Origin of the sequence: Dyella sp. S184 (genome assembly GCF_009766065.1) — a bacterium.
GTDB lineage: Bacteria > Pseudomonadota > Gammaproteobacteria > Xanthomonadales > Rhodanobacteraceae > Rhodanobacter.
The window spans coordinates 356,336-368,368 of the sequence record NZ_LMUE01000009.1 but is presented as its reverse complement, the minus strand read 5'-3'; the positions used below and the strand labels follow the sequence as shown (position 1 = coordinate 368,368).

Annotated in this window: 10 protein-coding genes; 6 read left to right on the top strand and 4 right to left on the bottom strand. The window is 62.9% G+C overall.

Translation table 11 applies throughout. The annotated features are described in order from the left end of the window. Positions 1-36: 36 nt before the first annotated feature. Entirely contained in the window at positions 37-1,596 is a 1,560-nt protein-coding gene (locus tag GSQ75_RS13855) for a bifunctional GNAT family N-acetyltransferase/carbon-nitrogen hydrolase family protein (RefSeq protein WP_158755450.1), read from the bottom strand. 91 nt (positions 1,597-1,687) lie between these two features. On the opposite strand from GSQ75_RS13855, the gene GSQ75_RS13850 reads away from it, so the two are divergent. Continuing rightward, a complete protein-coding gene (locus tag GSQ75_RS13850) occupies positions 1,688-3,058 on the top strand; it encodes a formimidoylglutamate deiminase (protein ID WP_158755449.1) in 1,371 nt (456 codons plus the stop codon). Between the two features lie 191 nt (positions 3,059-3,249). After that, positions 3,250-3,420 carry a hypothetical protein gene (locus GSQ75_RS13845; protein WP_158755448.1) on the top strand — a complete coding sequence of 57 codons (171 nt, stop codon included), beginning with the start codon at positions 3,250-3,252 and terminating at the stop codon, positions 3,418-3,420. 89 nt (positions 3,421-3,509) lie between these two features. Here the strand turns inward: GSQ75_RS13845 and GSQ75_RS13840 are convergent, their stop codons facing one another. Beyond that, entirely contained in the window at positions 3,510-4,004 is a 495-nt protein-coding gene (locus GSQ75_RS13840; protein ID WP_158755447.1) for a Spy/CpxP family protein refolding chaperone, read from the bottom strand. A 153-nt stretch (positions 4,005-4,157) separates the two neighbouring features. On the opposite strand from GSQ75_RS13840, the gene GSQ75_RS13835 reads away from it, so the two are divergent. Both GSQ75_RS13835 and GSQ75_RS13830 read left to right on the top strand, forming a co-directional pair. Next, a complete protein-coding gene (locus GSQ75_RS13835; protein WP_158755446.1) occupies positions 4,158-4,844 on the top strand; it encodes a response regulator in 687 nt (228 codons plus the stop codon). Beyond that, the gene (locus tag GSQ75_RS13830; protein ID WP_158755445.1) at positions 4,841-6,202 is read left to right on the top strand and encodes a HAMP domain-containing sensor histidine kinase; all 1,362 of its coding nucleotides are present in this window, start codon (positions 4,841-4,843) and stop codon (positions 6,200-6,202) included. The genes GSQ75_RS13835 and GSQ75_RS13830 overlap by 4 nt, the downstream gene beginning before the upstream one ends. 57 nt (positions 6,203-6,259) lie before the next feature. Here the strand turns inward: GSQ75_RS13830 and GSQ75_RS13825 are convergent, their stop codons facing one another. Beyond that, the gene (locus GSQ75_RS13825; RefSeq protein WP_158755444.1) at positions 6,260-7,009 is read right to left on the bottom strand and encodes a nuclear transport factor 2 family protein; all 750 of its coding nucleotides are present in this window, start codon (positions 7,007-7,009) and stop codon (positions 6,260-6,262) included. Positions 7,010-7,168: 159 nt separating this feature from the next. Between GSQ75_RS13825 and GSQ75_RS13820 the strand changes: the two genes are divergently transcribed. Then, positions 7,169-8,155: a multidrug resistance efflux transporter family protein gene (locus GSQ75_RS13820; RefSeq protein WP_158755443.1), complete on the top strand. Its 987-nt coding sequence runs from the start codon at positions 7,169-7,171 to the stop codon at positions 8,153-8,155. A 101-nt stretch (positions 8,156-8,256) separates the two neighbouring features. Beyond that, a complete protein-coding gene (locus tag GSQ75_RS13815) occupies positions 8,257-11,376 on the top strand; it encodes a glycoside hydrolase domain-containing protein (protein WP_158755442.1) in 3,120 nt (1,039 codons plus the stop codon). Between the two features lie 49 nt (positions 11,377-11,425). On the opposite strand, the gene GSQ75_RS18970 is transcribed toward GSQ75_RS13815, so the two are convergent. Next, on the bottom strand, positions 11,426-11,581 hold the full coding sequence (locus tag GSQ75_RS18970) for a hypothetical protein (RefSeq protein WP_174236735.1): 156 nt from the start codon (positions 11,579-11,581) through the stop codon (positions 11,426-11,428). Positions 11,582-12,033 lie beyond the last annotated feature (452 nt).

Genomic DNA, 12,033 nt, shown 5'->3' with positions numbered 1-12,033 from the left:
CAGACCCTGCGCCGCGATCGGCAGGCAACCCGTCAACTAACGTGGCCGCCAGCGTGTCTCGTACAGGTCGAAGCGGCGATCCTTCAGGTTCTGCACCGCGCCAGCGTTGCGCGCACGGGCCAGGCTTTCCAGCCGCAGGTCGGCGAACAGCACGGTCTCGATGTTTGGCGTGGAGTCGGCGGCGATGCCGTCGCGTGCGAACGGGAAGTCGCTGGGCGTGAGGATGCAGCTCTGGCCGTACTGGATGTCGAAATTGTTGACGCCGGGCAGATTACCGACGTTGCCCGACAACACCACGTAGCACTGGTTCTCGATCGCCCGTGCCTGCGAGCAGTAGCGCACGCGCAGGTAACCCTCGCGCACGTCGGTGCAGAACGGCACAAACAGGATCAGCGCGCCCTGGTCGGTGAGATGGCGGGCGACTTCCGGGAATTCGGAGTCGTAGCAGATCATCACGCCGATCGGCCCGCAGTCGGTAAGCACCGTCGCGGCGCTGTCGCCACCGGTGATGTTCCATACATTGCGCTCGCTTGGTGTGGGATGCAGCTTCTCGCGCTCGTGGATCGAACCGTCGCGCAGGCACACGTAACAGACGTTGTGGATGTCGCCGTTCGGCTGCTCGGTCGGATGCGAGCCGGCGACGATGTTGATGTTGTAATGCACGGCCAGGTGGCTGAAGAGCTCCTTCACCTGCGGCGTGTACTGGCTGAGCTTGCGGATCGTGTCGAACGGCGAGAGCTCCTCGTTCTCGATCGACAGCAGCTGCAGCGTGATCAGCTCGGGGAAGGTGACGAAATCGGCGTTGTAGTCGGCAGCGATATCGGTGAAGTATTCCACCTGGGTGGCGAACTCCTCGAACGATTTGATGCGCCGCTGCTGGTACTGCACCGAGGCCACCCGCACCGAATCGGGCAGGCGTTGCGTCGAAGGGATCGACGGCATGTCCGGGTGATCGAGCAGGCGTGGATTGCGCCAGACGAGGTGCACGGCATAGCCGAGCGAATCGTAGTCGGACGGCACATAGGCGCGCAGCAGTCCGATCGCCTCGAAATCGTTGTTGAGCTGGAAACTCAGGGTGAGATCGCGCCGCTTGCCCTCCACCACCGCCTGCACGTATGCGTCGGCAGTTCCATAGCGTTGCATGTTCTTGGCCAGGCCTGGTATGCGTCCGCCGAACACGATGCCGCGCAGCTTCAGGTCGATGCACAGGCGCTTGCGTGCCTGGTAGAGCCGCTGGCCGATGCGCATGCCGCGGTAATCCGGATGCACCACCACTTCCATGCCGTACAGCCAGTCGCCGTCTGGCTTGTGGCGCGAACCCATGCCACCCCCGGTGATCTGCATCCAGGTGTGCGGAGCCAGCGCGGTGGCCTCGTCGATGCGGAACGTGGCGCAGTAGCCGACAATCACGCCCTCGTACTCCACCACGAACTGGCCTTCGGGGAAGTGCGTCTGCTGGGAGCGCAGCATCTCCGCCGAGTGGCCCCATTCCAGGGTGTAGATTCGCCCGGTGAGTGTCACCAGGGCCGGCACGTCGGCAGGAGTCGCCTGCCGTAACAGCAGTTTGGGTGTGTGCTCATTCGTCTTCTTGGCCATCACACGATTATGCATAGGGCGGCGGAGGCTCGAGTGAAGAGGATGTCATCAGCCCGGTTACACTGCGCGGCATCAGAACGGGAGCAAGTCCATGAGTGATAGCGCAGCCATCCGCAGCTTCAAGGTCGGCCAGCTCTGGCAACCCGGCGGCTGGCAAGCTGATGCCATGCTTGGCGTCGATGCAGGTGGAAGTCTGGTCAAGCCTGCGGCCACTTCAGTCGAACCACTGGGTGTGTGGGTACTGCCCGGTATGCCAAACCTGCATTCGCATGCATTCCAGCGTGCGATGGCCGGGCTGGCCGAACGCAAGGGCAGGGTCGACGACAGCTTCTGGAGCTGGCGCGAGACCATGTACGCGTTCGCCGCTGCGATCGGCCCGGACGAACTCAAGGCGATCGCCGCCCAGCTCTATGTCGAGATGCTGAAGGCGGGCTACACCCAGGTCTGCGAATTCCAGTATCTGCATCACCAGCCGGACGGCATGCCGTATGCGCAGCCGGAGACGATGTCGCTGGCACTGATCGAGGCGGCACATGAAGCTGGCATCGCGCTGACCTTGCTGCCAGTGCTGTACATCAGTGGCGGCTTTGACGGTCGCGCGCTCGCTGCGCGGCAGCGCCGCTTCGGTCATGCGGTGGACGGCTATCTGCGCCTGCTGGAAAAACTGCGCCAATATGAGAGTGAGGACGTGCACGTCGGCATCGCCTTGCATTCATTGCGCGCAGTGCCGGAGCAGGCGATGCGCGAAGTACTCGCCAGCGACATGGCAAAAAGCTGCCCGATCCATATCCATATCGCCGAACAGATCGGCGAAGTGCAGGACTGTCTCGCTACGCGGGGCGCGCGTCCGGTGGAATGGCTGTTCGATCACGCTGAAGTCGATGCGCGCTGGTGCCTGGTGCATGCGACTCACCTGACCGAGGCGGAAGCCACGCAGATTGCTCGCAGCGGTGCAGTGGCGGGGCTATGTCCCACGACCGAAGCGAATCTCGGCGACGGCCTGTTTCCGCTGGCCGATTACCTCGATGCAGGCGGCGTACTCGGCATCGGCTCGGACTCGCACATCTCGATCTCGCCGGTGGAAGAGCTGCGCTGGCTGGAATACGGCCAGCGCCTGCTTACGCGCCATCGCAACATCGCTGCGCGACATGAAGGTAACAGCGTGGGCGAGACACTGTGGCGTGCCGCGTTGCATGGCGGTGCACAGGCGTCCGGTCTGCCGATCGGTGAGTTGCGCGAGGGCGCGCGTGCCGACCTGATCGTGCTGGATGAAGCTTCGCCGCTGCTGGCTGCCCGCGATGCTCGCTCGATGCTCGACAGCTTCCTGTTCGCGGGCAACACGCCGCTGGTGCGTGACGTGATGGCCGGTGGGCGCTGGCAGGTGCGCGACTTCCGGCATCATGACGAGGAGCGCATTGCCGCCCGTTACCGCGGCGTGGTGGCACGACTGGCTGGTAGCTGACCCACGGTTCTGTTCAGTGTTTCGCGCTGGGTTGATTGGGCGAGCCTGGTGGCTGCGCGCTGAAACTGACAGTTTTCCTGTTCAGCTCCCAGTGATCGAGATGAACGCCAACCATCGCCAGGCCAGCGCTCGGGTCATCGCGGAAATGACGCACGCGTTTTCGGTGACACATCCCCAACAGGAGTGTTCCCATGCGCCGCATCATCTCGATCCTGCTTGTTTCCGCACTGCTGCTGATCGGCAGCGCTTCCCTCACCGGTTGCGTGGTGGTGCCAGCCCGCGGTTACCCGGCGCGTGTCTGGGTGCCTGGATACTGGGGCCCAACGCATGTCTGGGTCGGTGGCCACTGGGGTTACCGCTGAGCAACAGGCTGCTCACTGGACCACCAGCCATCACGAGTTAAAAAGTTGCGCCAGCCCTGCCGCTGGCGCAACTCCCTGCCGCTAACTGCTTAGTTTGTTGCCTGCGAGGTCGAGGACACCGGATGCTGTGCCTTGAACTGCTGCCACTGCGCCTTGCGGGCCTGCTGCTGTGCCTTGAGGGTGGCCAGCTGCGCCTTCTGCGGCGCGGTCAGTACGGCGTAGACCTGTGCAGTGATGGCGGCGCGCTGCTGCACGCGTGCCTGGGCAGCACTGCCTTCAGCCTGTGCCAGACTGGCGGCGGCGGCTTGGTAGCCGACCTGGTCCGGGGTCATCGATTCAAACGCGCTGCGCTGCTGGCCGAGTGCCTGGCGTTGTGTCTTGTTCTGGGCAAAGCTCGTCTGCATGATCTGCTTGATGCTGGCACGCTGGGCATCAGTCAGATTGAGTTTGCTCAGGGCCATCAGTTGGCCATGTCCGTGGGAGTGCCAGCCGCCGTGCCCGCCGGCGGTCTGTGCCGTGGCAGCGAAGGTGGTGACGGCCACGGCCGACGCCAGAATCAGGCCTAGAGAGATGCTCTTGCGCATGGGTAGTACCTTTGGTCGTTGTGGGAGGTGATGTCTTGCACCTATTAGACGACCATCTTGCGTTTATGTTCTTTGCCAAAGGGTAAAGATGGGTAAAGACCGTGGAGTAAGTGCTCGCACACGGTTTGAATGATTGGAAACCAAGCGGCCACCATGTCCAGAATCCTGATTGTCGACGATGACCGCGCCCTGTGCAGCCTGCTGGCTGAATACCTGCAGCGTGAAGGCTTTGTCGTGGATGTCGCCCACGACAGCGAAACGGCTTTGGCGCAACTGCAGAACCAGACAACGCGACCGGACCTGTTGATCCTCGACGTGATGATGCCGGGCCGGGACGGTCTGGATACCCTGCGTGAGCTGCGGCTGCAGTACCGGTTACCGGTCATCATGCTTTCCGCACGCGGCGAAGCGGTGGATCGGGTGATCGGATTGGAACTGGGCGCGGACGATTACCTTGCCAAGCCTTGCCTGCCACGTGAATTGCTGGCCCGGGTGCGCGCGCAGTTGCGGCGCAATACGCCGGTCGCGGCTGGAATGCTGCAGGTGGGAACGTTGCGTCTGCAACCCGGCGAAAGGCGCGCGTATGCCGACGAGAAGGAGTTGTCGCTGACCGGCGCCGAATTCCTGCTGTTGCTGGCGCTGGCGCAGCGCGCCGGCGAGCTGGTCGACAAGGCCGCGTTGACGCGTATCGCACTTGGCCGCGAGCTGGAGCGTTTCGATCGCAGCGTCGACGTGCATGTGAGCCGGCTGCGCCACAAGCTGTTGGAGGCCTCGGCACAATCGCCGCGCATCGAGTCAGTGCGTGGCGCAGGCTATGTCCTGCTCGTGGGTGCGGCGTGAATCCATTCAGGAGCTCGTTGTACTGGCGCCTGCTGATCTGGTTCTGCGTGGCCAACCTGCTGGTGCTGCTGCTGGGTGGTCTGCTTACGCGGGGTTTCATCGAGTACACCACGGCCAGGGAAATCAACTGGGTGGCGCTGGCGCAAGGCGCCGACCAGGCCTATGAAAGTGGCGGCGCGGCGGCCTTGGCGGACTGGTCCGAGCAACAGCGGCACGAAGGCATCGAGGCGACCCTTTACGAAAAGGGAGCCGCGTTGTATCCGATCCACCTGCATGCGTCCATCGAAAGCTCTCTGCCGGGCTGGCTGGATGCGAACCGGGACATCGTCCTGCAGCCATGGCCAGGCATCTACGTCGCGGTGCAACAGGTCACCGGCGACGACGGCCAGGTCAGGCAACTGGTGGCCTTCAGCAGGACGCATACGAGGCTGAACCCGCAGGCCCGGCAAACCATCCTGTTGAGCATCCAGCTGGTGTTGTCCCTGTTGTGCATCGGATTGCTGGGCTGGTGGGTCGCGCGCAGTGTGGCCAAGCCGGTCGAGGCGTTGCGCGACGCGACGCGGCGCATGGCTGCCGGCGAGCTTTCGACCCGGGTTGGCCGCCAGGGTGGCATGGCGCACGATGAGATCGCGCAACTCGCCTACGACTTCGATGCCATGGCCGAACGCATCGAGGCGCTGGTGGCGCACGATCGTGGTGTATTGCAGGATCTCTCGCACGAGCTGCGCTCGCCGCTGGCGCGGCTGCATCTGATCCTCGACTTTGCCCAGCGCAGCAGCAGTGCGGCAGAGGCGGATTCGTATTTCCGCCAAGCCGAACAGGAGATCGGACGGCTCGATCGCATGACCGGGGAAATGCTGACGCTGTCGCGCCTGGAAGGCGGCATTCCTGGCATGAACCGCGAGCGCCTGGAACTGCTCGAACTGATTCGTGGCTGCATCGCGCGGGCCGAGCTGGAGGCTGGCGCGCGCAAGATACAGTTGCACCTGGTATCGAGCCAGCCAGTTACCGTGCTTGGCAGTGCGCTGCTGGTGGAGCGCGCGCTGGATAACCTGATCGCCAACGCCATCAAGTTCAGCCCGGAAGGCGGCAGCGTGGAGCTTGCCGTGCGCGAAGGGAGGAATGTGGCCGAACTGTCCATCAGCGACCGTGGCCCTGGCGTGCCCGATGGCGAACTGGAATTCCTGTTCAGGCCGTTCTTCCGCGGCAGCAACGCGGCGCGTGCCGACGGCCATGGCATGGGCCTGGCGATCGTGCAGCGCGTGGTACAGGTGCATGGCGGCGACATCTACGCCTGCAACGGCATGCGTGGCGGACTGGAAGTGCATCTGCAGTTGCCGCTGGCAGGGTCCGCCTAGACCAGGGTGTACCACCCACGCCAAGTTCGAACCTGCCATGCGTTTGGCTGACGGGTTTCAGCCTGCACCGGTTTCGCGCGCAAGGTGCAAGTCATTGAACTTGCGCCGTTCGATCAGTTCGGTGACATGGCCGGCGGCATCGCGACGGAAGATCAGCAGGTTCCTTTCATCATCTGTGCCCATGAATACGTCCCTGGCGATCGGCTCGATCCGCTGGAACGGCCGCCCCGTCTTGGTGACGTAGCCGAGCACACCATTCTTCACGCTGACCGACCATGCACGGTCCGGTCCATACCGATAGCTGCCGATGTAGTCGTCGAGTTTGAGTCCGTTGACCTGCAGTTTCGGCGGCGCCGTCGGGATCGTCACGTCCTCGGCGCCGGCCAGTTTCCACGCGCCATCCTGCTTCACGAAGGTGAGCAGCGACTGGTAGCGCACCACCAGCTGTTGCCCGAACACGCTCTCGCGCTCGTACCACTCGACTTGCATTAGGGCCGTATCGCCATATTGCTGCACATGTGGATCGCGCAGCTCGATGCTGCCGGACAAGCCGCGCGGAAGCGGTTGCAGCGATGCCACCGCATCCTGTTTGTGCTGGATACGACCGAACTCGTCGATCAGCACGGCATCAGCGGCCAGCGTGCGCTGCCACACTTCCTGCCTGCCCAACGGAATCGCATCCACCCACGCCTGCGTGATGGCCAGCAGCTGATTGCGTAACGCGATAGGCGCCTCGGCCGCGTGCAGCGCCGGTACTTGCAGGACGGTGAGCCACACCAGTGCGGAGGCCAGCCGAAACGTCGGCATGATCGTTTCTCCATGATGGATGGTCGTGAGTCTGGATCCGGTACGGAGCCGCGGCATGTGCATCAAGTCATGCAAAGGTCTGCAGCAACGCCACAAGCTTCGCATTCGATGGCTGATTTGCAACACTGCGGCCTTGCCGTGACCGTCACCGGATTTTTCATGCGCTCGTCTTCGCTTGCTGCCGTGGGTCTGGCGCTGTGTGCAGCACTGTTCTTCACACTTACCTATGTGCTCAACCGCAGTCTGGTCGCCGGCGGCGGCCATTGGGCGTGGGCGGTGATCCTGCGCTACCTGATCACGCTGCCGTTGCTGGCCATGGTGCTGCCACTGCAGGGCGGACTCGGTGAGTTGCCGCGCGAACTGCGCCAGCATCCACGCACGTGGCTGATCTGGAGCAGCGTCGGTTTCGTGCTGTTCGGCATTCCGTTGACCTGGGCAGCGAGCAGTGGGCCGTCATGGCTGATTGCCGGCAGCTTCCAGACCACCGTGCTGGCCGGGCCGCTGCTGGCGCCGTTGATCTATCGCGATGAGCGGCGTCGATTGGCGTGGCGCACGCTGGCGATCGGTACGCTGATCGTCGCCGGTGTGTTCGCCTTGCAGTGGGGTCATGCGCACGGCCAGCTGCATGCGAGTGACTGGTGGGCGATCGGCGCGGTGGTGCTGTCCGCGTTTGCTTATCCCCTGGGCAATCGCAAGCTGCTCTTGCACCTGGAGCATGGCGTGAGCCATATCAACGCCGTGCAGCGCGTGTTCGGCATGACTTTGTGCAGCTGGCCGCTGTGGCTGCTGTTCGCTGTCATCGCCTGGTGCACGATCGGACCGCCGACCCTGCGCGAGGCGTTGTTGGCCGGTGGCGTGGCGCTGTCGTCGGGCACCATCGCCACGGTGCTGTTTTTCCGCGCCACCGACATGGTGCGGCGCGAGCCGACCGCACTGGCTGCGGTCGAGGCGATGCAGGCGGCCGAGCTGCTGTTCGCCACCTTGCTCGGTGTGCTGTTTCTCGGCGAGACGCGACCACACGGCTACGCGCTGTTCGGCGCGCTGGCGATCATTGTCGGCATCGCGCTGTTCGGTTGGGTCAGTGGACGTGGTGCCGCGGGGAATGACGAGGCGTTGCGCGCGTTGCGTAGCGATCGCGGCGCCTGAAAACACTTCAATTTATTTCTATTGCATTCATTTGTTTGCGTATCTTGATTTATAAGGTTACATATTGGTTTCGAGCAAGATCGCAAGAGTTTACGAAGACCATGAGCAAACGACGATTCCCATGCCTGTTAGCGTCTGGCCTGCTTACGTGTGCGCTGCTGGGTGCAAGCGCCGCGCCGTGGGCGCAGCCGCAGACCCTCAGTTCCAGTGCGAGTCTGCGCTGGGACGCGGATCGCTATGGCAATCATCGCTACCTCGTACAGGTCGACAAGCCGGCCGACGCGGTGCACGTCGTCATCCCCTGGCGTCGCCGCGATGCGCAGCCGGAACAAGTGGCGGTCATCGTCACCGCACCGGACGGCAGTGTGGTTGCCAACGTGCTGCGAGGCACGATCGACCAGGCCTCCGGCGAACTGGTATTTGCGGCGAAACAGGCTGGCACCTATGCGGTTTATTACCAGCCCTATCTCAGCAACGGCCGCAGCAATTACCCGACCGTGACCTATCTGCCGCCGAAGGACAGCGCCGATCCGGCCTGGGCGCACAAGTTTGCTGCTGCCACATGGCAGCGACTGCCGCAGGCACAAGTGTTGCGCTACGAGGCGGTCGATGCGTTCGACGCCTATACCGGGATGGAGCGCACCGCCACGCCGCAGGAACTGCAGCAGTTGCTGGCGGCGAATCCGCAGGCATCGTTGCTGCTGTTTCCGGAGACGCGCGCGAATCCGGTGCGCATGTTCGACCAGATTCCCGAACGCTGGGCCATGCGCGGTGCCGGTGGCGAGTTCAGCGACAGCGCGTTGCGTGGTGAATACCTGAGCTTTCAGGTGGGGCTGTGGGCACCGCACTTGGCCGTGAGCGAGGTGCATGTGGTGGCAGCCGACCTGCACGGTCCGGGCGGCGCGGTCATTCCCGCGAGTGCCTTGACCTGCTTCAACCTCGGAGGCGTTGACTATGCCGGTCAGCCGTTCACCACCCGTGTGGATGTGGCGCAGGGGCGAGTACAGCCGCTGTGGATGGGGCTGGATATTCCGGCCGATGCAAAGCCGGGCGTGTATCGCGGCGAGCTGACGATCAGCGCCGATGGCGTGCCGGCGCAAAAGGTGCCGCTGGTGATTACCGTGGGCACGGGCGAGGCGGTCGCGCATGGCGACGACGACCCGACGAAGCTTACCCGCCTACGCTGGCTCGACTCGCGACTGGCGCAGGACAATAACTTGGTCAAACCGTTTACCGCAGTGACGGTACACGGTGCGCAACTGGGCATCCTGGGTCGCCAGGTGCAGCTGGCCGCGAATGGCCTGCCTGCGCAGATCGAGAGTCGCTTCGACGAACGCATGACCGGATTTGCGAGACAGCCACTTGATCTGCTGGCGGTGCCAATGCAGTTGGTAGTCGAGGATGCAGGTGGCGCTCACTCTCTGGAAACTGCTGATGTTTTGAACCCTCTGAATCCGAAGGGGGCTAAAGCGCAACGAAAGCTTACGCTTGCTGAGGCATTTGCTTTGATGGATGCGCAAGGTGTCACAGACGCAAAAAATGCCCCCAAGGTCGAGCGGGATGGACCTGATCGAGTGCACTGGCGCGTTGTTGGCGTCGCAGGTCCGTTGAAGAGCGATGTGCAAGGTTCACTCGAAGCTGATGGGACGCTGAGCTACACCATCGCGTTGACTGCGACCAAAAGCGCCACGTTGAAGGATATTCGCTTGGAAATACCGTTGCGGCATGAAGTGGCGCAATACGAGCTGGGTTTGGGGCGTCAAGGCGATTACGCGCCGAAAGAATTTGGTTGGAAATGGAACGTCGAGAACAATCAGGACGGTGCATGGATCGGCGCAGTGAATGCCGGGCTGGAATTCCACCTGCGCGATGAACACTACCGGCGTCCACTCAATACCAACTTCTACCACCAGCAACCGCTGCTGATGCCGAGTTCATGGGATAACGACGGGAAAGGCGGCATCACCTTCGTTCGTGATCAGGAGGACTACTTCGTCAAAGCATTCAGCGGCCCGCGCACGATGGCGGCAGGGCAGACGTTGCACTACGACGTGGTCATGCGCGTCACCCCGTTCAAGACGATCAAGCCGGCCGAGCATTTCGCCGAACGCTACTTCCACAAGTACGACGACCTGGACACGATCAAGGCCGACGGCGCGAACGTGGTGAACATCCATCACGCCACGCCGATCAATCCGTGGATCAACTACCCGTTCCTCACCGTGGACGCGATGCGCGCCTACGTCGATGCGGCGCACCAGCGTGGCATGGAGGTGAAGATCTACGACACCATCCGCGAACTGTCCGACCGCGCACCGGAACTGCCGATGCTCGAATCGCTGGGGCATGAGGTAATCAGCGGCGGCAAGGGCGGCGGCTTCTCCTGGCTGCAGGAGCATCTGGACGGCCACTACATCGCCGCCTGGCACGTGCCGGAAAACCGCGATGCGGCGGTGATCGACGCCGGCCAGAGCCGCTGGCACAACTACTACATCGAAGGGCTGGACTGGCTCGCGCGCAACGTCGGTATCGACGGCCTGTACCTCGATGACGTTGCCTACGATCGCACCACCATGAAGCGCGTGCGCAAGGTACTCGAAGCGCATCGGCCGCATCCGTTGATCGACCTGCACTCGGCCAACCAGTTCAATCCGCGCGATGGTCATATCAACAGCGCGCTGCTGTACATGGAGCTGTTCCCGTATATCGACCGGCTGTGGTTTGGCGAAGAGTTCGATTACGAAAAGACCTCGCCCAGCTACTGGCTCACCGAGATGTCCGGCATCCCATACGGACTCATGGGCGAGATGCTGCAGAACGACGGCAACCCCTGGCGCGGCATGCTGTTCGGCATGACCGGCCGGCTCGGCTGGTCCAAGGGCAGCGATCCGCGCCCGCTGTGGAAGCTGTGGGACAGCTTCGGCATCGAGCGGGCGCAGATGATCGGCTGGTGGGTGCACGATGCACCGGTGAAAACCGGTCGTGACGACGTGCTGGCCACCAGCTATGTGCGCGATGGCAAGACGCTGATCGCGCTGGCCTCATGGGCACCGCAGACGACCGCGGTGAAACTGCAGATCGACTGGAAGGCGCTCGGGCTCAAGCCCGGCAATGCAACACTGGTGGCCCCGGCGGTGGACGGCTTTCAGCCCGCCACCAAATTCAAGCCGGGCGACGCGATTCCGGTGCAGCCGGGCAAGGGGTGGCTGCTGCTGGATTAATCAGGTGACGATGGTATTGAAGTGCAGGGTGTCCGCTTTCGACGGCGATTCAGCCGGCCGAGCTCGTCATCGACGCAACAGGAGCATGGCTGGTTGCAATGTTCGTCGTGGTCGTGTGTGACGTGAGCATGGCGCCCAGGGTCAGCAGGCAGACCAGCAGGCAGGCGAGGAAAAGGCTCTGCAGCATCAGGGTTTCGAATTTCATGGGGTTTCTCCGCGAGTGAGTTAGGAAGCCTTCGATAGGTATTGAGCAAGGCCCATGCCAAAGGTCCGAATCGCCAGGAAACCGCATTCGTAAGCCATCTGATCCGTCGCCTCTCGACAAGGACGACTGTCCGCGGACGGTGCCGGTGTGTCCGGACATGGCGCGGACAACGGGCAGTGAGCATCCGCAATCCAAAATCGAACATTGCCTGCTCCTGATCAGAACCATCAGCCTGTGTTCATCGCACAGGGTTGGCTGTCAGCAATGGGAAGGTTGCTACGGCTGGCGTGACTGCCGGCACATGCAGGGAGTGCGGAGGCGGGGTATTCCAATACCTTTGCGAAGTGCAGGTGAATTGACCCGGCCACATCGATAGATCCAACCGATACAGGTAGCGACAAGTGTGGCTGGTACCACCGTGGCAACCTGGACACATCTGAATATGGAGATCG